The organism is Pseudomonas sp. R43(2017) (genome assembly GCF_002112345.1).
GTDB classification, from domain to species: domain Bacteria; phylum Pseudomonadota; class Gammaproteobacteria; order Pseudomonadales; family Pseudomonadaceae; genus Aquipseudomonas; species Aquipseudomonas kribbensis.
The window spans coordinates 104,211-127,170 of record NZ_NEHJ01000009.1; the positions used below are offsets into that span (position 1 = coordinate 104,211).

General features: G+C 61.0%; 17 protein-coding genes. 4 read left to right on the top strand and 13 right to left on the bottom strand.

The genetic code is table 11. From position 1 onward, the window contains the following. Nucleotides 1-19: 19 nt before the first annotated feature. Entirely contained in the window at nucleotides 20-1,552 is a 1,533-nt protein-coding gene (locus CAG02_RS23850; RefSeq protein ID WP_085711374.1) for an MFS transporter, read from the bottom strand. Between the two features lie 74 nt (nucleotides 1,553-1,626). Next, complete coding sequence (locus CAG02_RS23855; protein WP_085711375.1) at nucleotides 1,627-2,457, bottom strand: oxidoreductase; 831 nt, start codon at nucleotides 2,455-2,457, stop codon at nucleotides 1,627-1,629. 130 nt (nucleotides 2,458-2,587) lie between these two features. On the opposite strand from CAG02_RS23855, the gene CAG02_RS23860 reads away from it, so the two are divergent. After that, nucleotides 2,588-3,493, top strand: coding sequence for a LysR family transcriptional regulator (locus CAG02_RS23860; RefSeq protein WP_085711376.1), 906 nt, complete (start codon nucleotides 2,588-2,590; stop codon nucleotides 3,491-3,493). Here the strand turns inward: CAG02_RS23860 and CAG02_RS23865 are convergent, their stop codons facing one another. Next, a complete protein-coding gene (locus CAG02_RS23865) occupies nucleotides 3,494-4,663 on the bottom strand; it encodes a DUF1624 domain-containing protein (protein WP_085711377.1) in 1,170 nt (389 codons plus the stop codon). A 105-nt stretch (nucleotides 4,664-4,768) separates the two neighbouring features. Next, entirely contained in the window at nucleotides 4,769-7,798 is a 3,030-nt protein-coding gene (locus CAG02_RS23870) for an FAD-binding and (Fe-S)-binding domain-containing protein (protein WP_085711378.1), read from the bottom strand. A gap of 159 nt (nucleotides 7,799-7,957) precedes the next feature. On the opposite strand from CAG02_RS23870, the gene CAG02_RS23875 reads away from it, so the two are divergent. Next, complete coding sequence (locus CAG02_RS23875) at nucleotides 7,958-8,842, top strand: LysR substrate-binding domain-containing protein (protein ID WP_085711379.1); 885 nt, start codon at nucleotides 7,958-7,960, stop codon at nucleotides 8,840-8,842. 181 nt (nucleotides 8,843-9,023) lie between these two features. Here the strand turns inward: CAG02_RS23875 and CAG02_RS23880 are convergent, their stop codons facing one another. The 6 genes from CAG02_RS23880 to CAG02_RS23905 form a co-directional block, all read right to left on the bottom strand. Next, nucleotides 9,024-9,629 (bottom strand): DUF6338 family protein, encoded by a 606-nt coding sequence (locus tag CAG02_RS23880; protein WP_085711380.1) that lies wholly within the window; start codon nucleotides 9,627-9,629, stop codon nucleotides 9,024-9,026. Nucleotides 9,630-9,753: 124 nt separating this feature from the next. Beyond that, nucleotides 9,754-11,367 carry a GMC family oxidoreductase gene (locus CAG02_RS23885; protein ID WP_085711381.1) on the bottom strand — a complete coding sequence of 538 codons (1,614 nt, stop codon included), beginning with the start codon at nucleotides 11,365-11,367 and terminating at the stop codon, nucleotides 9,754-9,756. 60 nt (nucleotides 11,368-11,427) lie between these two features. Then, nucleotides 11,428-12,645 carry a mandelate racemase/muconate lactonizing enzyme family protein gene (locus CAG02_RS23890; protein WP_007950483.1) on the bottom strand — a complete coding sequence of 406 codons (1,218 nt, stop codon included), beginning with the start codon at nucleotides 12,643-12,645 and terminating at the stop codon, nucleotides 11,428-11,430. A 1-nt stretch (nucleotide 12,646) separates the two neighbouring features. Then, nucleotides 12,647-13,966 carry a nitrate/nitrite transporter gene (locus tag CAG02_RS23895; RefSeq protein WP_085711382.1) on the bottom strand — a complete coding sequence of 440 codons (1,320 nt, stop codon included), beginning with the start codon at nucleotides 13,964-13,966 and terminating at the stop codon, nucleotides 12,647-12,649. An 82-nt stretch (nucleotides 13,967-14,048) separates the two neighbouring features. After that, nucleotides 14,049-15,473: an aldehyde dehydrogenase gene (gene aldA, locus CAG02_RS23900; RefSeq protein WP_085711608.1), complete on the bottom strand. Its 1,425-nt coding sequence runs from the start codon at nucleotides 15,471-15,473 to the stop codon at nucleotides 14,049-14,051. Nucleotides 15,474-15,580: 107 nt separating this feature from the next. After that, nucleotides 15,581-16,513, bottom strand: a complete 933-nt coding sequence (locus tag CAG02_RS23905; RefSeq protein WP_085711383.1) for a LysR substrate-binding domain-containing protein — start codon at nucleotides 16,511-16,513, stop codon at nucleotides 15,581-15,583. Nucleotides 16,514-16,698: 185 nt separating this feature from the next. Here CAG02_RS23905 and CAG02_RS23910 point away from each other — a divergent pair, with 185 nt between their 5' ends. Both CAG02_RS23910 and CAG02_RS23915 read left to right on the top strand, forming a co-directional pair. After that, a complete protein-coding gene (locus CAG02_RS23910) occupies nucleotides 16,699-17,877 on the top strand; it encodes a hypothetical protein (RefSeq protein WP_085711384.1) in 1,179 nt (392 codons plus the stop codon). Nucleotides 17,878-18,079: 202 nt separating this feature from the next. Next, on the top strand, nucleotides 18,080-18,955 hold the full coding sequence (locus CAG02_RS23915) for a LysR substrate-binding domain-containing protein (protein WP_085711385.1): 876 nt from the start codon (nucleotides 18,080-18,082) through the stop codon (nucleotides 18,953-18,955). A gap of 10 nt (nucleotides 18,956-18,965) precedes the next feature. On the opposite strand, the gene CAG02_RS23920 is transcribed toward CAG02_RS23915, so the two are convergent. The 3 genes from CAG02_RS23920 to CAG02_RS23930 form a co-directional block, all read right to left on the bottom strand. After that, on the bottom strand, nucleotides 18,966-20,330 hold the full coding sequence (locus CAG02_RS23920; RefSeq protein ID WP_085711386.1) for an MFS transporter: 1,365 nt from the start codon (nucleotides 20,328-20,330) through the stop codon (nucleotides 18,966-18,968). 164 nt (nucleotides 20,331-20,494) lie between these two features. After that, nucleotides 20,495-21,928, bottom strand: a complete 1,434-nt coding sequence (locus tag CAG02_RS23925; protein WP_085711387.1) for an NAD-dependent succinate-semialdehyde dehydrogenase — start codon at nucleotides 21,926-21,928, stop codon at nucleotides 20,495-20,497. After that, on the bottom strand, nucleotides 21,925-22,959 hold the full coding sequence (locus CAG02_RS23930) for an aldo/keto reductase (protein WP_085711388.1): 1,035 nt from the start codon (nucleotides 22,957-22,959) through the stop codon (nucleotides 21,925-21,927). Before CAG02_RS23930 ends, CAG02_RS23925 begins: the two co-directional genes overlap by 4 nt. Nucleotide 22,960 lies beyond the last annotated feature (1 nt).

The window sequence follows — 22,960 nt, forward strand, 5'->3', positions numbered from 1 at the left end:
CGCTTCCGGGCTTTTTCATTTATGCCGCAGCCTCTTGAGGCTCCGATACCGTCCGGTCCTTGCTCAACAGCCCCAGCACCACGGCTGCCGACGCCAGCGTGATGAGTGTCAGGATGTGCAGCAGGTACTGGAACGCCGAAGCGTAGCCTTGCACCAGACGTTCATTGGCCAACCCTGGAATCGTGTTGATTGCGTGCGCCATGTCGCCTGTCGTCACCCGGTGCGCGGTTTCGGCAATCAATGCAACGTCGGCGCTGCCGGCCACCGATTGCAGATCGGTATGCAGCAGCGAGGCAAGCATCACCGCCACGCTGGCCAGTGCAATCCCCTCACCCGCCACCCGCACCGTGTTGAAGATCCCGGCCGCCATGCCGGCGCGCTCTTTCGGCACCACGCTGACCGACAGTCCGTCCATCAAGCCCCACGGCAAACCTGCGCCGATCCCGATCAACACCATCGGCATCACCAACGCGAATCTCGATTCGCCGACGTTGTACAGACTCAGCCAGTGCAGTCCCACGGCGGCAATCAAAAAGCCCACGCCTGACAAAATACCGGCCGAAACAAAACGCGTCATCGAAGCCGCGAGCATCGGCACCACCAGCATCGGCGCCGACAGCGCCAGCAACAGCAGGCCGGCGTCGATTTCACTCAAGCCTTCGACACCGATAAACCGCAGCGGCAGCATGACCACCAGCACGATGTAGCAATAGCAGGTGCCGATCGGCAGCATCTGCACCCCGATGAAGCGCGGAAAACGGAACAGGGTCAGATCGAGCATCGGGCGTTTGACACGCATTTCGATGAAGACGAACAGCGCCAGCAACAACGCAGAAGCGCCCAACAAACCGATCACCAACGGACTTCCCCAACCGCTTTCGGGAGCCTGAATCACTCCGAACGTGAACAGCGCCAGCATCGAACTGAAGGTCATGGTGCCCGGCCAGTCGAGACCGCTGGCGTAGGGGTCGCGGGTTTCACGCATGCGCGGCAGGCCGAAGACCATCGCGATCACACCGATCAGTGCGGTGAAGACAAAGATCGCACGCCAGTTGAACGCCTCGATCAACGCGCCTGCCACCAACGGCCCGAACGCCAGGCCGATGCCAAACGTGGTGCCGAGCATGCTGTAGGCGCGGGTGCGCGCGTGGCCTTCGAATTCCTGCGCCAGCGCTGCCGAACCACTGGCCAGCGCCGCCGCCCCGGCCACGCCCTGGATCGCCCGAAGCACATCCAGCCAGAACACCGAAGGCGCCAGACTCTGGGCAATCGACGCCCCGGTAAACAGCAACATGCCGCCGGTAAACAAGCGTTTACGCCCATAAACGTCAGCCAACGCCCCCGCCGCCATCAGCAAACTGCCGAACGACAACATGAATGCGTTGGTGATCCAGGTCAGCGCCACAGGACTGCCACCCAGGTCACGGCCGATGGCCGGCGTCGCCACCGCGCCACCGGTAAAACTTAACGGAAGGACCAGTGCCGACAGGCAAATGGCCGCGAGGATCAGCAGTTTGTCGCGCGCGTCATGGTAGTGAGAGACGGTTTTCATGATTTCATCCAATGAAAAAAAATCAGGCTGCGATCAACAGAGCGCAGCCTGCGATGGCTTCAACGGGGGTTGTGTCAGTCCTTGAAATCCGTGGACAGTGCCAGCTCATTCCACTCCGCCAGCTCCTGTGCCACCAAACGATTCTTCGCCTCGATTCGCGCGACGGTGTCGCTACCCAGCGCCAACCGTTGCGGCGGGTTCGGCGCATTGACCAACGCCAGCATGGCCTCGGCAAACTTCACCGGATCGCCCGGCTGCGCATGGTTGGCGGCTTCGGCGAAGGTGCGCATCTTGCCGACTGTTTCGTCGTAGTCCGGCAATACCAGTGCAGTCTTGACCAGCGATTGTTCGTCGAGGAAATCGGTGCGAAAGAAACCCGGTTCGACCACCGTGACCTGAATGCCCAGCGGCGCCAGTTCCTGATGCAGCGCTTCGCTGATGCCTTCCACCGCGAACTTGGTGGAGCCGTAGACACCCCAGCCCATGTAGGCCTGATAACCACCGATGGACGAGATGTTGATGACACGTCCACTGCGCCGGGCTCGCATGTGCGGCAGCACGGCGCGAGTGACGTTGAGCAGGCCGAATACGTTGGTGGCGAACAGGCGCTCGGTTTCGCTGGCGCTGGTTTCTTCCACCGCGCCCAGCACGCCGAAGCCGGCATTGTTGATCAGTACATCGATGCGGCCGAAACGCTTGATACCTTCCGCCACCGCTTGGTGGGCCTCGTCTTCACGGGTGACGTCCAGACGCAGCGCCAGCAGGTTCGGGTGCTCGCCGAGGCGATCCGTGATGTCCTGCGGTTTGCGGGCAGTGGCAATCACCGCGTCGCCGGCACGCAGGGCGTGTTCTGCGATGAGGGTGCCAAAACCACGGGAAGCTCCGGTAATCAGCCAGGTACGCATAGCAACTCCTCCTGTCGGTGACCCTGGCGTTATTGCCGGGCCTTCTCGATGAGTTGATGCGACTTTAAAGCCGTGCTACTGATGCGATAATCCCAACAAAATTACATGACTTTGTGAAAGGCGCTCATCAATGAAAAATCCGTCCACGGCGGATCTGTCGATCTTTCTGAGCATCGCCCAGCATCTGAATTTCAGTCGTGCGGCGGTGGATCTGGGCCTGACACCTTCGGCGCTGAGCCACTCGTTGCGGGCTCTGGAAAATCGCCTCGGCGTGAGGCTGTTCAATCGCACCACCCGCAGCGTGGCCCTGACCGAGGCCGGCGAACGGCTCTACGCCCGCTTGAAACCGGCGTTTCGCGATATCGAAGATGCGCTTGAGGACCTCAACCATTTTCGCGACAAACCTTCGGGCAACCTGCGCATCACCTCCGGGCGCCAGGCGTGCGAACTGGTGCTACTGCCGATTGCCAGCGAGTTCTTGCAGGCCTACCCGGACATTCGTCTGGAAGTGGTCGAAAGTGACGCGCTGCTGGATATCGTTGCCGCCGGATTCGATGCCGGCGTACGTTTCGGCAATCGGCTGGAGGCTGACATGGTATCGCTGCCCATCGGGCCGAACCTTCGCTCAGTGGTGGTCGGCTCGCCGGCGTTTTTCCAGCGCCATCCCGCACCACAGAAACCGGAAGACCTGCATGCCCTGCCCTGCATCCGCCATCGGTTCCCGAGCGGTTCGATGTACCGCTGGGAGTTCGAACGCGGAGGCATTGAACAGGAAATCGAAGTCAACGGCCCGCTGACCCTGGGCGATGTCAGCCTGATGGTCGGCCCGGCGTTGCAAGGCCTGGGACTGGCCTATGTGTTTGAAGACATGGTCAGCGAACACCTCGCGGCCGGGCGTCTGGTGCAGGTGTTGGCGGATTGGTGTCCGTACTATCCCGGGCTGCACCTGTATTACCCGAGCCGACGCCATGTACCGGCGCCGCTCAAGGCTTTCATCGACTTTGCCCGCAATGTTCGCGACGGCAAAACCGGGTAGTTACAGGTACTTCAACCAGGCGATGTCGCGGCGCCGGGCCTTTAGTGCTGAGAACCATCTCACTGCCGGGAACAACGCAATCGCCAGCACCATCGCCGCCAGCCACACTGCCGCCACCGACGAAAAACCGAAATAGCTGCCCTGATTGAGCCCGACCAACGCCACGCCAATCAGATACAGCACCTTCAGCACATATAGGTGCAACAGATAGAAAAACATCGGTGCCGAACCGAACACCGTCAGCCAGCGAATCCAGCGTCGATCCTGTGCGCGTTCGAACACCAGCAACAGCAGCAGACCGATGCTCACCGTCAGCGTGATGAACAACAGCGACGGCGGATATTTGGTGATGTTGAAGAAACCCATCAGGGTTTGCACAGTGCTGTCATTGATCGACCACGGTTTTTCGCCGTAACCGTTGACCAGTCGCAGCGCCACAAAACCCAGCAGTCCGGCGATGCCACCGATCAACAAGCGGCGCTGGCGCACACCTGAATCGGCAGCGCGAGCGAACCACGGCCCCAGCGTGTAACCCAGACCGATCACGCCGATCCACGGCAGCAACGGGTACGACGTACGCAGGCGCAAGGTCTCGCCCGCCTCGATCCAGCCCCGGTCATGCAGGATCGCCCAGGGCACATGCAGCGCCGATTCCGTTCCGAAATGCACACCATCGAGCAGATTGTGCCCGGCGATGATCGTCAGACTCAGCGTCAACAACAGCCAGCGTGGCAGCCAGACCAGCAGCGACAGCGCAATCATGCTCAGGCCGATGGCCCAGATCACTTGCAGGTAGATCACGGTCGGAGGCAGCTGGAACGTCCAGGCGAAATTCACCAAGGTGAATTCGAGCGCGACCAGGAACAAGCCACGCTTGAACAGAAAGGCACTGACATCAGCCTTGCCGTCGTACTTCTCCCCGAACAGCCACGCCGACAATCCGGTCAGCAGCACGAATACCGGCGCGCACAGATGCGCCAAAGTGCGGCTGAAAAACAGCGCCGGCTCGGTGCTGGCGATGTCCATCGGGTCGGACACCTGACGATGCAACAGAAAGGTCTCGCGCACGTGGTCCAGCAACATGAACAGAATCACCAGGCCGCGCAGCGCATCAATGGACAACAGCCGGCCAGTCGCCGGCGGGACGTTTCGGGGAACAGCAAGGGTCATGAAGGGTTCGCAATCGAGTGAAGAGTTCGATCGGGCCGCGTGCGAACAGCCCGAATATTTGCGTTACCTTATAACACGAAAAAACGCTTCAATTGCCAACGCTTCTCAAGCAGAACGCAGCCGTTCAAGCAGCACTTGCAAAGGATGACGCACCGTCCGATCTGCCTGGCGCTTGACCTGGCTGCGGCAGGAATATCCGGTCGCCAGCGCTTCGCCCCGTTCTGCCGGTGCCTCGATCTGCTTCGCCCAGGACTGCTCGTAAATCACCGCCGAGGTTTCGCGATTGCGTGCTTCGTGGCCGTAGGTGCCGGACATCCCGCAGCAACCGGTGGCCTGGGTCGTCAGCTTCAAACCGACACGTTCGAACACTTGCTCCCATTGTCGGGTCGCGGCAGGCGCGTTGGTTTTCTCGGTGCAGTGCGCGAGCAGACGGAAGGTTTCTTCGCGGCGCTGATCGGCTTGCTCCGGCATGACCTTGAGCAGCCACTCCTGCACCAGCGCCACCTCCGGGCATTTTTCCATCCCCGGCACTTTCAGATATTCCTGGCGATACACCAACGTCATCGCCGGATCGAGCCCCACCAGCGGCACACCGATCTCGGCCAGTGCGCGCAGTTGCCCGGCATTGCGCAACGCCGCGCGATTGAACGCCGACAGGAAGCCCTGCACATGCAGCGGCTTGCCGTTGGCGCTGAACGGTGCCAGATAAACCTGATAGCCCAGTCGCGAAATCAGCTCGATCAGATCCGCCAGCAATGGCGCCTCGAAATACCGGGTGAACGCATCCTGCACCAGCACCACACTGCGCTCGCGTTGTGCCTGAGTCAGCGCCGAAAGCACCTCGACCGACGCCGGCTGAACCTGCCAGCGACGCATCGCCGCATGAAAATCGAAACGGCTGAGCAACGGCACATCGACCATGCCGCCGAGACGCTCGATCAAACGACGGCTGTACGAGGCGCCCATCAAACCGTTGTAGAGAAACGGAATCCGTGCCATGTACGGAATCGTGTATTCCAGCGAAGCGATCAGATAATCCCGCGCCGGCCGCAGGTAACGGGTGTGGTACAGCTCGAGGAATCGCGAACGGAAGTCCGGCACGTTGACCTTCACCGGGCACTGCCCCGCACAGGACTTGCACGCCAGGCACCCGGCCATGGCGTCGTACACCTCATGAGAGAAGTCCTTTTCCTGGGCTCGGCTATTGCGCCAGCGCTGCAGCAACGAGCTGAAAAACGGCGGGCGGCGACTGGCATCGGACAACACATCGACACCTGCTTCGCCCTGCAGCCGCAGCCATTCGCGTATCAGCGAGGCGCGGCCCTTGGGCGATTGCGCACGCTGGCGAGTGGCTTTCCACGACGGGCACATGGCATCGTCGGGATCGAAGTTGTAGCAGGCGCCGTTGCCGTTGCAGTGCATGGCCGCACCGTAGTCCTGCCAGACTTTCTCGTCGATCTGCCGATCGAGTTCGCCGCGCAGGGTCACTTCGTCGATTTTCAGCAATGCCGCGCCGGGAATATTCGGCGTGGCAATCTTGCCGGGATTGAACTGGTTGAACGGATCGAACGCCGCCTTCAACGCTTGCAGTGCCGGGTACAACGCGCCGAAGAAGGCCGGCGCGTATTCCGAGCGCAGGCCCTTGCCGTGCTCGCCCCACAGCAGGCCGCCGTAACGCTGGGTCAGCGCGGCGACGCCGTCCGAAACGGGACGCACCAGTGCGGCTTGTTGCGGGTCTTTCATGTCGAGAATCGGCCGCACGTGCAGCACGCCGGCATCGACGTGGCCGAACATGCCGTATTGCAGATTGTGGCTGTCGAGCAGGTCGCGCAGTTCGGCGATGTACTCTGCCAGGTGTTGCGGCGGCACGGCGGTGTCTTCGACAAAGGGCTGCGGCCGCGCTTCACCGGCAACGTTGCCGAGCAAACCCACAGCACGTTTGCGCATGCCGTAGACGCGATTCACCGCCGCATGACCGACGGCAAGCGTATGGCCCAGTCGCTCGACCGTGGCATCGGTGCCCAAGTGCTGGATGAAGGCCTCGACCCGGCCTTGCAGCTCCTCGGGATCGTCGCCGCAGAACTCCACCAGGTTGATCCCCAGCGTCGGTCGTTCGGCGCTTTCCGGGAAGTATTCAGCGACGCCATTCCAGACGATGTCCTGCATCGCCAGCAACAGCACTTTGGAGTCAACGGTTTCAATCGACAGCGGCTTGAGCGCCATCAACGCCCGGGCATCGCGCAACGCGTCCATGAAGCCGGCGTAGCGAATATTCACCAGCATGGTGTGCTTGGGGATCGGCAACACGTTGAGCTTGGCCTCGACCACAAACCCCAGCGAACCTTCGGCGCCGCACAGCACGCTGTTGAGGTTGAAACGGTTGTCGGCCTCGCGCAGGTGCGCCAGGTCGTAGCCGGTCAGGCAACGGTTGAGGTCAGGAAAGGTTTCCCGGATCAACTCGCCCTGCTCATCGATGATCTGCCGCGCGCAGCGATACACCTCGCCAGCCTGGCCCTCGCGGGCGCATTCCGCTGCCAGCTCGCTTTCTTCCAGTGGACGACCGTGCAAACGCTCGCCACCGCGCAGGACCATGTGCAGTTCCAGCACGTGGTCGCGGGTCTTGCCATAGGTGCAACTGCCCTGGCCGCTGGCATCGGTGTTGATCATGCCGCCGACGGTGGCGCGGTTCGACGTGGACAGCTCCGGGGCGAAAAACAGCCCGGCGGATTTCAGGGCCGCGTTCAGTTGATCCTTCACCACGCCGGCCTGCACCCGCACCCAACGCTGTTCAACGTTGATTTCAAGGATGCGGTTCATGTGCCGCGACAGGTCCACGACGATGCCGTCGGTCAACGACTGGCCGTTGGTGCCGGTGCCTCCGCCACGAGGTGTTATCACGACTTTCTGGTACGCCGGCTCGGCAATCAGGCGTGCCAGCAGCGCCACGTCGTCGGCGTCGCGCGGGAATACCGCTGCTTGCGGCAAGCGCTGATAGATCGAGTTGTCAGTGGCCAGCACCACTCGGCTGGCGTAGTCGGCACTGATTTCGCCGCGAAAACCGCTGGTTTCAAGGGCTTTGAGAAACTGTTGGTAGTCGGTGTTCAGCGTGGTGGAAGGCGACAGCTGGGCAATCATCGGGCGTGCAATCTCGGTCAAAAACGGGCCGTGTGGCGGTGAACAGTTGTGCGCAAGGAATGATTGCGTCACGCTCCCGCCATCTCATAGGCCTTATGTTCATTGCAGAGCGATGTCGGGACAACCGTAAAATCGACCCGCAATCCATGACTAAAACGAATGAATCCGCGAACTCTCACTCCTTCGATGTCGTTGCTGCTGGCGTTTGAAGCCGCTGCACGCCATGAAAGCTACACCCGCGCCGCCCACGAACTGTCGCTGACCCAGAGCGCGGTCAGCCGTCAGGTGCAGATTCTGGAAAAGATGCTCGGCATGCGCCTGTTCAGCCGCGAAGGCCGGCGGGTGATCCTTACCGACGTCGGGCGCATGTACCAGCGCGAGCTGTCCGAAGCCCTTGGGCAGATCCGCAGCGCAACGCTGCAGGCCATGGCGTTTGGCTCGGGAATTCACAGCCTGCGCCTTGCGACCCTGCCGACCTTCGGCTCGAAATGGCTGCTGCCCCGCCTGAAGGACTTCTACACCGCGCACCCTGGCATGACCGTGCACCTGCATTCGCGCATCGAAGCCATCGACTTCGACACCAGTGAAATCGACGCGGCGATTTGTGTTGGCGGCGGTGACTGGCCGGGGCTGACCGCCCACCGCCTGCACACCGAAGAACTGGTGGTGATCGCCAGTGCGCAACTGTCCGATGCCGAGCGTCTGGCTGCCGATAGGAATATCGCCGGGCAACTGCTGCTCAACGTCAGCAGCAATGCTCAGGCGTGGAGCGAATGGTTCAGCCACCACGCCCTGCCCCATCGCAGCATGCGCATCGGGCCGAGCTTCGAGATGACCTCGCACCTGATCCAGGCCGTGCGCGCCAATATCGGTATCGGACTGGTGCCGAGGATTCTGGTGGAGGATGAACTGTACAGCGGTGAGCTGGTGCAACTGGGGGAACCGATCAGCAGTCGGCGCAGTTATTACCTGGTGTACCCGGCGCGCAATGAATCGCTGGCGTCATTGAAGGCGTTTCGGGATTGGCTGGTGCAGACGCTCTGACTTGGCGAGCCTGAACTGGAGAGCTGGCAACCGGGGCGAATAAACGCCCCTTGTATCGGCTAACGCTTCAGCGGTGGCGGTGCCTTTGGACCCTTGATCAATGGTTGCTCCAGCAACTTCCCGTCGGGTCCGACGAATAGGCGTTCCAAATGTTTCGGCATTGGTTGCGGTGCTCTGGCAGTCATGATGATTCCTCTGATGCTGGGCTGAACTCAACCCACTTAACCTTTGCGGAATCTATCAGCAAAAATTCGGCGCCAATAGGATCCAATTTGCCATCGTCGTTGAGCCAGCGTGGAAACTTCATCAAAAACTGCCCGGTGTTCGACTCCGGTGGCCACTCGACTGGCCAGCCTAGAACGCGCCTTTCATCATCCAGATGAAGGGTGATGAATCGATCATATTGAGCGAAAGCGCAGAACCATTCACTGGGATAGGAAGATTGTTTCGTTACGTTTCTGCTGCGCAACCACCTATGCAATTTGCCATTGGTAGCCAGACAACAAGCGATCAACCCCAGCAGCAACGAAGTAGAAAATGCCCAGCACGCTTCAGCCTTGGCATCCCACTTTCCTATAGAAAATCCCTTCTCTCCCACCCACACACAAACCACCCCGATCCCCAACACCATCCCGTGAATCACAAACGTAAAAATCAACGCCTGCACAATCTGCCCGAACGTATCCGGCCGTTTGAAAGCCGTCAGGGTGTAGAAAATCCAGGTCGAGACAAACCCCGGGATCAGGTACTGCAACAGCGGAATTACCTCTTTCACCAGATCATCCATGATCGGTCACTCCTTGAATCAAAAAAAACAATCCTCCAGAAACAGCAATGCCGGCCCGTAATGGGCCGGCATTCAAAGCCTAGTGCACGCGGGAAAAACGCCCGCGATCAACTGTCACCGCGCATTACGCATCCTGCAGAATCAGATCCGCGCCCTTCTCCGCCACCATCAGCACCGCCGCATGGGTGTTGCCCGATGTCACGTTGGGGAAGATCGACGCATCGACGATCCGCAGCCCGTTTAGGCCATGCACCTTGAGGCGCTTGTCGACCACCGAAGTCTGCTCATCCGCACCCATCGCGCATGAACCGCACAGGTGATAGATCGAGCCGCAGTTGTCACGGAAGTACTGGAGCATCTGCTCGTCGGTTTCCACCGCCGGCCCCGGCAAGACTTCATCAACCGTGATGCCCTTCAGCGCCGGAGCGCCCATGATCTTGCGCATCAGGCGACTGCCCTGGATGACCTCGTCGATGTCCTTCTGCGTGCTCAGGTAGTTCGGGTCGATCAACGCGGCATCACGCGGATTTTTCGAAGCAATCTCGATGTGCCCGCGACTGGTCGGGCGGCACGGGTTGAAGCACAGCAGAAAGCCTGAATACGGCTCGGGCTTGAGGCTGGCCTTGTTGTTTTTCGGAATCTGGTACGACAGCGGATTGAAGTACAGCTGCAAGTTCGGATGGCTCTGCTCCGAGTTACCCCGGAAGAAACCGCCCGCCTGATTGACGCTCATCGCCAGCGCGCCCTTGCGGGTCAGCAGGTATTTCACGCCGAGTTTGAACTGGCCGAACAGCGAGCTGAGCTCATCGTTCAACGTCGGAATATTGGCCTTGTAGTAGTAGCTGACGCACAGGTGATCCTGCAGGTTCTGCCCCACGGCCGGCAGGTGTTTGACCAACGGAATCTGATGCTTTTCCAACAATGCACGATCCGCCACACCGGACAGTTGCAGGATCTTCGGCGTATCAACGGCGCCTGCGCACAGGATCACTTCCTTGCGTGCCGTAAAGGTCCGCACCACGCCATGCTGGGTGATGGAAATGCCGGTGGCGCGCTGTTGGCCTTCATCGAACAGCACCCGGTCGACCAGCGCGTAGTGCTCGACCGTCAGGTTCGGCCGGCTCAATGCCGGATGCAGATGGGCGAAGCTGCTGGAGCTGCGTTGGCCATTGCGGGTGTTGACATCGTAGATGCCTGCGCCTTCGAATTTCGGACCGTTGAAATCGTCGCTGCGCGGGTAACCGAGTTCATCGCAGCCCTTGAGGAACACGTCGCAGATCGGGTGGGTCTGGCCGGCCATCGGGGTGATGCTGATCGGGCCGCTGCCGCCGTGGTATTCGCTGTCGCCCAGTGGGTGGTTTTCCAGTTTTCGGAAGTACGGCAGCACATCCTTGAAGCCCCAGCCGTCGTTGCCGTTGGCCGCCCAGTCGTTGAAATCATGGGCCTGACCACGTACGTAGATCATCGCGTTGATCGAGCCCGAACCGCCCTGGACCTTGCCGCGCGGGGCGTAGATTTCGCGATTGCCCAACTGCTTCTGCGGCTGGCTGTAGTACATCCAGTTGAAGGTCGGGTTGTAATACATTTTGGCGAAGCCGACCGGGATCTTGAACCACAGGGAACTGTCCTTGCCGCCCGCCTCCAGCAGCAGCACCGTGTGTTGGCCCGAGGCCGAGAGCCGGTTGGCCAGGACGCAGCCAGCGGCGCCTGCGCCAGCGATGATGTAGTCGTATGTCATGCACGGTTACCGCGTAAGTCTTTTTATCGAACCCGCCCGTTGCCGGGCGGGGAAATCCCGTCAGCCCTTGGCCGGCGATGTGTCTTTGACGTCGGCCGGGGTCGGGGCCATTTGCAGGTGCAGACGCTCACCGGTGTACGGCGAATGCTTGCGCACCACGTCCATGTTCAGCTCCACGCCCAGGCCCGGCTCGGTGGACGGGATGATGTAGCCGTCCTCCCACTGCAACGGCTTTTTCAGGACCTCGGCGTGGAAGCCGCCCCAGGTCTCGATGCTTTCCTGGATCAGGAAGTTCGGCGTGCAGGCCGCGAGCTGGAAACTCGCCGCTGCGCCAATCGGCCCGTTGTACAGATGCGGGGCGATTTGCGCGTAATAGGCTTCGGCCATGCTGGCGATCTTCTTGCCTTCGAGCAGGCCGCCGCAGCGCGCCACGTTCATCTGCAGAATCGACGCACCGCCGGCCTGCAACAGCTTGAAGAATTCGTACTTGGTGGTCAGGCGCTCACCAGTGGCAATCGGAATGCTGGTCTTGGCCGCGACTTGCGCCATGGCCTCTTCCTGGCCCGGCGGCACCGGTTCTTCGAACCACAGCGGGTCGTACTTTTCCAGGCGTTTGGCCAGGCGAATCGCCGATGACGGCACCATTTGCCCGTGGGTGCCGAACAGCAGGTCGCACTTGTTGCCCACCGCTTCGCGGATCTTGCGGCAGAAGGTTTCGCAGCGTTCCAGCACTTCCAGCGAGATCTGGTGCCCGGAATACGCGGTGTACGGTCCGGCCGGGTCGAACTTCACGGCGGTGAAGCCTTTGTTCATGTTCTCAATGGCGCACTCGGCCGCCAGATCCGGATCGTCGTAGTCGTACTCGCCACGGCTGTTGACCGGGTACAGGTAGGTGTAGGAACGCAGGCGTTCGTGAACCTTGCCACCGAGCAGTTCGTAGACCGGCTTGTTCGCAGCCTTGCCGATGATGTCCCAGCAGGCCATTTCCAGACCGCTGACCACGCCCATCATGGTCAGGTCGGGACGCTGGGTGAAACCGCTCGAATAGGCCTGGCGGAAGAAGCGTTCGATGTGGTGCGGATCCTGATTCAACAGGTAGCGTTCGAACACGTCTTCGATGATCGGCAGCATGGCTTTGGGGCCGAAGGTCGCGGCGTAGATTTCGCCGACGCCTTCGATGCCGCAGTCGGTCTTGAGCTTGACGAACAGCCAGTACATGCCGCCGATGTGCGGTGGCGGTACGGCGACGATATGGGTTTCAAGGGCGACGATTTTCATCTCAGGCACCTGTTTTATACGAAGATTTTTTGTTGATCCGGGCACGCAGGGTCACGGCAGCCAGAGTGCCGATCAGACCGATAGTGGCGATGTAGCCGAAATAGAGCTTGTAGCCGAGGGCGCCGGGGAAATGTTCAGTGAGGTAGCCGTTGATCAACGGGATGAACGCATCCGGCATGTAACCGACCACCGAGACGATGCCGATGGCCAGTCCGGTGATGCGCAGCGGAATGTTGCAGCTGTCGAGGATCGCCCAGTACAGACCGCGAATTGCGTAGGTCATCAGGCCGATGAAAATCACTGTCGCGATCAGCAGCCCCATGCTGTTGAGTGCCGGGAACACAATCAGGCCGACGATTGCCAGACTCGCCAGCAACAGCGCAACGATCAGCACCGAGATGTTCGAAAACTTGTCCCCCAGCCAACCGCCACCAATGCCGCCGATCGGGCGCATCCACAGTTTGATGGTGGTGATGGTGCCGGCCATGACGGCGGTCAGACCGCTGCCTTGCAGGTAGTCCGAGAAGCTGTAGGTGGCCCAGAAGATGTGGTAACCGCAGAACACGATCGCGGTGACCAGCCACAGTTCAGGGATCTTCACCAGGGTCGCCAGATCCGTGAACAGGTTGAACTTGCCCTTCTCCACCGGCGGCGTGTCCTCCATCGACTTCGGGTCCTTGATCAGCACCAGCACACAGCCGATGGCGATACAGGTGAAGGCGTAGAGGTAAACCACGTGTTTGAAACCTTCGGCGGTGGACTCGCCACGGGTTTCGGTAGCGAAGGCGAAAAACGCCAGCGCAACTGTTGCCAGCAGCGCTTCAACCAGCCCGCGACCGCCATCGAGAATGCCGAAGAAACGGCCCTGCTCGGTGTGATGGGCAATCATCTTCACCCGCTTGAGCACCGAGGCCCAGAACGTCAGGCCGGTGGTCAGCCCCCAGCAACCGAAGATGATCATCAGCCCGGTCATCGACGGCGCCGTCGAGTACCACAGGCCCAGCGCGCCGGTTGCCACCAGCGAGAAGAAGATCAGGAAACGCGGCGCGATACGGTCGGCCAGCCAGCCGCTCGGCAAGTAGCTGAGCAGGAAAATCGTCCCCAGCATCGAGTACAGATAACCCAGCTCGCTGTGGCTGATCTGGAACACCTCGAGCATGGTGGTCTGGTAGACCTGGCGCAGGTACAGAATCGGGTAGATTGCACCGGCGGCGAGCACCAGCAACATCAGTTGGAAATAGCGACTTCCCTTGTCGCTGCGGCTTTTCGAAGCCGAATCGGAACCCTGAACAGCGGCAGCAGAGGATGCATGCTTGGACATTGAAGTGACCTCGGGCGACCCGTGCTCCGGGCGCCCCTAATAATTGTTTTTATAGGTGTAGCGTGAGGCGTGAGGCGGTGGATCAGTACTTCATGACCACGAGACGGGTCTGGGTGAATTCGAGCATGCCGTGCTTGCCGTCATCGCCGCCCAGGCCCGAGCGTTTCCAGCCAGCGTGGTAGCCCTGGTACGGGTCGGCCGGGGTGCGATTGACGTACAACTCGCCGGCTTCGATGGCGTTGGCGACTTTCTGCGCAGTGCGATAGTTCTCGGTGTACAGCACCGACGACAGGCCGAACTGGTGGTCGTTGGCCATGGCCAGCGCTTCGTCGATGTCGCGGTACTTGAGCACCGGCAGCACCGGGCCGAAGATTTCTTCCTGGACGATTTCCATGTCCTGACGGCAGCCGCTCAGCAGCGTTGGCGGGTAGAAATGCCCCGCCCCCTCGGGCAGTACACCGCCACTTTCGAGGACGGCGCCGTCGGCAATCGCGCGCTCGACCATGGCGTGAATGTTCTTCTGCGAACTGGCGTTGACCAGCGGGCCCATCAGGCTCGCGTCCGTGGCGCGGTCGCCGAACTTCACGGCAGCGATTTTCGCTTTGAGCAGCGCGAGGAAACGGTCGTAGACGCTTTCCTGCACATAGACCCGCTCCACCGCCGTACACAACTGGCCGCAATGAGTGGTCTTGGAGGCGATGATCGCGCTCGCGGCCGCTTCAAGATCGGCGTCGGCCTCGATGATTGCCGGGGTCTTGCCGCCCAGTTCCAGCGACGGCTTGGCGATGTTGGCCTTGCAATAGTCGAGGACGATGCGCCCGGCGTTGACGCTGCCGGTCAGGGTGATCAGGCCCACGGCTTTATGGGTGCAAACCGCTGCGGCGGTGGCGTGATCCATGGTCAGGATATTGATTACGCCGGCCGGCATGCCCGATTGCTCCACGGCTTTGGCGATTTCGAACGCCGAGGTTGGGGTGTTGTTGCTCGGGCGCACCACCACGGTATTGCCGGCAATCAGCGCCGGAGCGATTTTGCGCAGTAAGGTGTAGACCGGGTAGTTGAACGGAATCAGGCACGCGACGACGCCAATCGGCTCGCGGTGCAGGAACAGGTTTTCGTCGGGGCTGTCGCTGGGAATGATCTCGCCTTCGATGCGGCGCGCCCATTCGGCGTGGTAACGGGTGATCTGCGCGGCATAGCGGGCTTCGTTGCTGGCGTCGCTATGGCTTTTGCCGGACTCGGCGGCCAGGGCGGCGCCGATGGCGTCGGCGCAATCTTCAAGGGCCGCCGCAAACGCTCGCAGGTGTTCGGCGCGCTCGATGCTGGTGAGTTTGCCCCAGACTTTCTGCGCCGCTGCGGCGGCATCGACGGCCGCCGTGGCCTCTTCGGCAGTGGCGGCCGACACCTGGCCGATCAACGCTTCGGTGGCCGGGTTGTAGACCGCGATCAGCGCCGCGCTGGCCGGCTCGATGAAGTGGCCGTTAACAAAATTTCGCTCGACTCGCATGTGCATCGCCCATCGTTTGTTTTTATCGATGCCGCCAGTCTTGTCATCGACAGCGGGTTCAACAAACGATTTATCCGGCGATCAAACATTCGAAAAAAGCACGTTACTCAGAAAATCGCCTTCGAAGGCTCAAGCTGGCGCTGCGCCAGCCAGATCTCTTCCTGCAACCACTGACTGAAGGCCTGCAATTGCGGCATCTGCGTCTGTTCCGGGCGGGTCACCAGCCAGTAGGACTGGTGCCCTTCCACATGCACGTTGTGCACTTGGGTCAACTGCCCGCTGGCCAGTTCCGAGGCGACCATGTGCCAGTCGGCAATGGTGATCCCCAGACCATCGACCGCCGCCTGAATGGCCAGGTCCAGCAGGTCGAATTCATAACCGCCCTGGGTATCGACCCCGCTGATGCGCGCCGCGTCGAGCCAGTGTTTCCAGGTCAGGTAGCGCTGATCCTCCCGGGCCAGCACATGCAGCAGGGTCAGGCGATTGAGGTCGATGCCCTGATCGCCGCCCTCCCGTGCATACAGGGTCGGCGCGCACACGGCGATATGCCGTTCCTGAATCAGCAGCGAACTGTCGAGCCCGTCCCACTCGCCGTCGCCAAAACGGATCGCGCAATCGAGGGTGCTGGTTTCCGCAAGACTGTCCTGCAAGCGGGTGGTGATGCTCAGTTCCAGCTCCGGATGCTGCTCGCGCAGGCGCCCCAGGCGCGGCATCAACCAGCGGCTGGTGAAGGTGGGCGGCGCATTGATGTGCAGGCGATTGGCGTGGGTTTTCTGCTGGATGCTGCGCACGGTCAGCTCGATCTTGTCGAACGACTGATGCAGCGCCCGCAGCAGAATCTTGCCGGCGCCGGTCAGTTCGAGATGGTGATGGCGGCGCTCCAGCAGGCTCTCGCCGAGCTGCTCTTCCAGTTGCCGCACCTGACGGCTGACCGCGCTCTGGGTGACGTTGAGCAACTCGGCGGCGCGGGTGAAGCTGCCGGTGCTGCCGGCCACTTCGAATGCTTTGAGTGCATTCAGACCGGGCATTTTGCGTTTCATACAAGGCACTCGAAAACCACAGACAAGGTGCGAAGCATCCCACGACATTTGCGAATTGTCCTACAGGATTTTCCGAGTAACATGCATTCGATGCAGGTTTCCCTGACGTTTTTATCGTTTGTTCTGCAGCGGGCGGATGGCAAAACTGCGCGGCATCTCTAATAAAAACAATCGAGAGCCGCTCCATGCCCTTCCCTGCATCTTTGCGCCTGCGCACCACCTCCATCGCTCTGTTCTGCAGCATTGCCGCCCCGGCCATGGCGGTCCAGGTCACCGACAATCTCGACCTTGGCGGCGCCATTCGTGCCCGTTGGGACGTGGACCCCGATCGCGACATCCAGAAGTTCGGCCTCGACACGGTACTCCTCAGCGCCAAGTACAACTCCGACTCGTGGATCGGTGAAGCGCAATACCGCTTCTACGGCCGCTCCTACCCGTACCAGTACACCAAAAACTACGGCGATATCCGCTTCGCCAAGTTCGCGTGGGTCGGCTACAAGTTCAATCCCGACCAGCAAGTACAAGTGGGCCTGAACACCGTGCCGTTCGGTTTGCAGCCATACTTCGGCAGCACCTTCTACGAAACCCTGGGAAACGTCATCGGCCTTGAAGACGTGCAACAGATCGGCACCAAGTACATCCAGCAAAGCGGCGACTGGAACATCCAGGCCGGCTACTACTTGCGCCCGGCCTGGCAAGGCAAAGGCACCAGCAAAGGGGTGACGTATTCGAGCGTGGTGTCCGAAGCCGACAGCTACGTGGCCGACGGCAGCAACAACCAGGAACGCAACACGGTGGTGCTGCGGGTCGCCAAGGCGATGGATCTGGGGTCGTGGAAATCCGAAGTCGGGATCTCCGGCCTGACTTCGAGCCTCGAGAACAAGGACACCAACAACGATGGCCGACGCAACGCCGTGGCCGTGCACTACATGGGCAAGAACGGCCCGTGGGGCGTGCAGTTGCAGGCGGCGCGGCAGCAGATGTCACCGCGCAATCCCGGCAGTGATGAAGTGGTGACCCTCGGCGGTTACGACGGCACTTACAACGTCGCCAGTCGCGGCAATCTGTATGTGGCCGACCTGAGTTACGACGTCGGCGGCAAATACCTGTTCGACCAGATCAGCGGGGTCAAGCTCTACGCCAACTACAGCGCATTCGACAAGTCCGCCAGCGGGTTCAAGACGTCCGAGCGGATGATCCTCGGTACCTCGTTTTCCGTGAGTAAATTGTGGGTGGCCACGGAATGGCTGTTCGGCAAAAACGATCCGTACATCGGAGGCAGCAGCTACACCCAGAGCCTTGGCGCGGGCGGGCTGGATCAGTGGGAAAACCAGTTATATGTGAACGTCGGTTACTACTTCTGATCCAGCTTCGTTTTCGCCCTTCAAATTGCTATCGCGAGCAAGCTCGCTCCCACAGTGGATTTGAGTCGTACACAGATCCTGTGGGAGCGAGCTTGCTCGCGATGGCGTCTGCTCAAACAACACTTGCATCCGCCCATCACCAATAGTCAGATAGGCCCCTCTCAAAACAACAATAAACCGCCCGGTCTGGAGTCCCGCCTCCATGCGTCAACTGCCCTCGCTCAACACCCTGCGCGTGTTCGAAGAAGTCGCCCGTCATCGCAGTTTCAGTCAGGCCGCCATCGGGTTGAACGTCACCCAGGGCGCAGTCAGTCGCCAGATCAAACAGCTTGAAGACTACCTCGGCGTGGCGCTGTTCGTGCGCACGCCTCAAGGCCTGTCGCTGACCGAAGCCGGCAGCAATCTTTCCCCGCATCTGGCTGAAGCCTTCGACCACATCGAACGCTCCTTGCAAGCGGTGCGCGTACCCAATCTGCGCCAGCGTTTGAAAGTGCTCGCACCGCCGACCTGGGCCACGCGCTGGCTGTCGCCACACCTGCGCGCGTTCTGCCAGCGCTACCCGGACATCAACCTCAGCGTCACCAACCAGATCGGCCACGACAGCCTCACGGAAGTCGATTGCCACATCCGCTTCGGCCTCGCGGCAGCGCCGCACTGCGTCAGTCAGTTGCTGGTGATGGAACGGCACATCGCGGTGGCCAGCCCGGAACTGTTCAACGGTGATCAGCCACCGGACCTGCGGCAGTTTCCGCTGCTGCACATCCTGCACGACGGCAAGCGTTTGAAGGTCTGGGAGAACTGGCTGGCGGCCATGGGCCGGGATGACATCAAGGCCGGGCAAGGGCTGGAATTCAGCACCCTGGACCAGGTGATCCACACCGCCCTGGCAGGTGGCGGCCTGGCAGTGATCGACCGGCAGATGATCGAAAAGGAACTGGCCAACGGCAGCCTGCTGCCGATCACCCCGATTGAGGTGATCGGCCCTTATGGGTATTGGCTGGATGTGGCGAATGACAAGCAGGGGTTGTCGAAGGTGAAGCTGTTTACCGAGTGGCTAGGGGTTGTCAGCAACCCCTGACCTGCACTCATCAGACGGGCGTGGCGACTTTCCCGACCACCCCTGTCCCGACTTCCACCGGGCTCTGCGCCTTGCACGCCTGGCTCAACGTCAACGACTTGGTCTCCGGGGCCCAGGCCCACGACAGCAACGCACCGATCGCCAGGATCGCCGCAAGAATGCCCATGGTCGGACTCAAGCCAATCCCCGCCACACTCACCGGCAACAGGAACGTACTGACCGCCGAACCCAGACGACTCACCGCCGTCGCCAGGCCGATCCCGCTGGCCCGCACTTCCGTCGGGAAGCTCTCCGCCGGGAACACGCCCACCAGATTGCTCACCGCCGACAGCACCAGAGTGAACACACCGAACACCAGCACCATCAGCCACGCCGCACTGCCCGGCAACACCGCCAGCAGAAACAACGCCACCGCCAGAATGATGAACGAGTTGATCAGGAACCCGCGCCGGGTGAATTTGATCGTGCACCAGATGCCGATCAACGCGCCGAGGATCAGCAGCATATTGAGCATCAGCTCGGTGCCGAAGCCTTCGGCCAGGCCCATCTTCTGCAGGATCGACGGCAGGAAGGTGTAGATCGCAAAGTACGGCATGACGATGCAGACGAAGAACAGGCAGTTGAACGCCGTGCGCTTGCGGTATTCGCGGCTGAACAGCACCGCGTAGCCCGAACGGGTTTCGCTGGAGCGGGTTTCATCCAGCTCGACGTTGTCGCCCAGATGCTTTTTGACGATGGCACGGGCTTCCGCCACTCGGCCCTGATTGACCAGCCAGCGTGGTGATTCTGGCGTGCCGATCCGTGCGATCAGAATCAGCGCAGCGGGGATCGCCGACGACGCCAGCATCCAGCGCCAGGCGTCATCACCGAGGCTGAGCATGGCGGTGCCGACGAAGGTCGCCGCAACGTAGCCGAAGGTCCAGATCACGCTGAACGAACCCAGCAACACGCCACGATGTTTCTTCGGTGCGAACTCGGCGAGCATCGCGTGACCGACGCTGAAATCCCCGCCCAGGCCGATGCCGATCAGCACCCGACAAAGGAACAGGCTCATGGCGGTTTCGACGTAGAACTGCATCACCGAAGCGAGCGTGATCAGCACAAAACTGACCAGGAAGATTTTCTGCCGGCCGACCTTGTCCGAGATCCAGCCGAAAAACAGACTGCCGAGAAACAGGCCGATCAACGCCGATGCGCCGATCAGGCCTTGCCAGAACGCGTCGAGCTGCATCTGCGGGCTGAGCAAAGTGAATGCGATGCCGATCAGGCCAAGGATGTAGCCGTCGGTAAAGTGCGCGCCGAAGGTCAGGCCGGCGATCTTGATATGGAAGCGCCCGATGGGCAGGTCATCGATCTTTACGGGTTGAGCGGACATGTTCGTCTCCAATTGTTGTTATTGACGGAGAAACGGAAAGCTCTTGCTGGTTTTTTGTGGGAGCGGGCTTGCTCGCGAAGGCGGTGTGTCAGTCAACATTTGCTCCAGCTGATCCACCGCTTTCGCGAGCAAGCCCGCTCCCACATGGAGATTTCAGTGAAGGTTCAGAGGCCACCCATCAACAGGTATTTGATCTCCAGATAGTCATCCAGACCGTACTTCGAACCTTCACGCCCAAGGCCCGATTCCTTGATGCCACCGAACGGCGCCACCTCCGTGGAGATGATCCCTTCGTTGATGCCGACCATCCCGGCGTCCAGCCCTTCGGCCATGCGCCAGACCCGGCCGATGTCGCGGCTGTAGAAGTACGCCGACAAGCCGAACGGCGTGTCGTTGGCCCGCGCCAGCACTTCGGCTTCGTCCTTGAAGCGGAAACATGCGGCCACCGGGCCGAAGGTTTCGTCCTGAGCAATCAGCATGTCGCCGTTGGCTTCGGTGAGGATGGTCGGTTCGTAGAACGTGCCGCCGAGGGCATGACGACGACCGCCGCACAACAGCGTGGCGCCCTTCTCCAGCGCATCGCTCACGTGGGCTTCGACCTTGGCCAGTGCGGCGGCGTTGATCAGCGGACCTTGTTCGGTGTCACCGTCCAGCGCACTGCCCACGCGCATCGCCGCCACGGCTTCGGCGAGTTTGCCGGTGAAGGCTTCGTAGACGCCGTCCTGAATGAAGAAGCGGTTGACGCACACACAGGTCTGCCCGGTGTTGCGGAATTTCGAGGCCATTGCGCCCTTCACGGCCGCATCGATGTCGGCATCGTCGAAGACAATGAACGGCGCGTTGCCGCCCAGTTCCAGCGAGACCTTTTTCAGGGTGTCGGCAGCCTGGCGCATCAGCAGTTTGCCGGTGCGGGTCGAGCCGGTGAACGACAGCTTGCGCACCACGCTGGATGCTTGCAGAGCGCCGCCGATGGCCACCGCGTCGCCGGAAACGATGTTGAACACACCCGCCGGAATCCCGGCCTGCTCGGCCAGCACCGCCAGGGCGAATGCCGACAGCGGCGTTTCTTCCGACGGTTTGAGAATCATCGTGCAACCCGCCGCCAGCGCCGGACCGACCTTGCGGGTAACCATCGCCAGCGGGAAGTTCCACGGAGTAATGGCCGCGACCACGCCGATGGCTTCCTTGGTCACGATGATCCGCGCATCGGCCTTGTGGCTCGGGATCACATCGCCGTAGGCACGCTTGGCTTCTTCACCGAACCATTCGAGAAAACTCGCGGCGTAGACCACTTCGCCCTTGGCTTCGGCCAACGGTTTACCTTGTTCGCGGCTGAGCAAGGTCGCCAGTTCCTGCTGGTTGGCGAGCATCAGATCGCTCCAGCGTTTCAGACGCTGGCTGCGCTCCTTCGCAGTGAGTTTGCGCCAGGCCGGCAAGGCACGATTGGCGGCTTCGATGGCGAGATTGGTTTCCTCGGCACTAGCCTTTTGCACCTCGGTGATCAACTCGCCATTGGCCGGATTGCGCACCGGATAAGTCGCGCCGCCGCTGCCCCACTGACCGTCGATGAAGTTGCCGTGACGAATCAACCCGCTCATGCCACCGCCCCCTGCAACGTGAAACGTTCCTGCCCCGGACGGGCCGTGCGCAGAATGCGTTTGCCGGCGGTGTAATCGTTGATCACGTCGCACGGGGTGTAGTTGCGCTCCAGCTCGTGCAGCTCTTCGGCATCGAGCCTGGTTTCCAATGCCGCCAGTGCGCTGTCGAACTGCGCCGTGGTGTCGGCGCCGACCAGCATGCAATCCACGCCCGGGTGATTGGCGACCCAGGCCTGGGCGATCTGCGCGTTCGACACGCCACGGGCACGGGCCACGCGCTGCACCGAATGAGCGATCTCGAACGAGACTTCGTCGCTGTACATCTGCTGGGTGAAGAAGTCGGTCTGGTTGCGGGTCGATTGCACATCACCAGTCAACAGGCCACGTGCCAGCGGGCTGAACACCGACACGCCGATGCCCTGATCGCGACAGAACGGAATCATCTCGCGTTCTTCTTCACGGTAGGCGCAGTTCAGTTGCAGCTGCATATTGATCGGCTTGACCCAACCGTTGCGCTCGCAGGCCATGAGGATTTTCGCCAGTTGACCGGTGAGCATGGTCGAGACGCCGATATAACGGGCCTTGCCGGAACGCACGATGTCGTTCAGTGCGCCCATGGTTTCCTCGACCGGGGTGTTCACGTCGAAGTAATGCAGCATGAACACGTCGACGTAATCCATGTCCAGACGCTTCAGCGAGGCATCGATGCTGTCCATGATGTGCTTGCGCGAATGGCCGCTGGCGTTGATCGCGTTACGAGTGCCGTAGCCGACCTTGGTGGTGATCACCAGGTCTTCGCGACGGGCCAGACGCTTGACGATACGCCCCACCACTTCTTCGCCGACACCGGCGGAATAGAAGTCCGCCAGGTCGATGAAGTTCACACCGTTGTTCAGCGCGTGAGCGACGATCGGCTCGCTTTGTTTTTCATTGAAGATCCACGGTTTCCAGTCCGGGGTGCCCATGTTCATGGTGCCCAGGCACAGGCGGGAGACTTGCAGGCCGGAGTTGCCCAAACGGATGTATTGCATG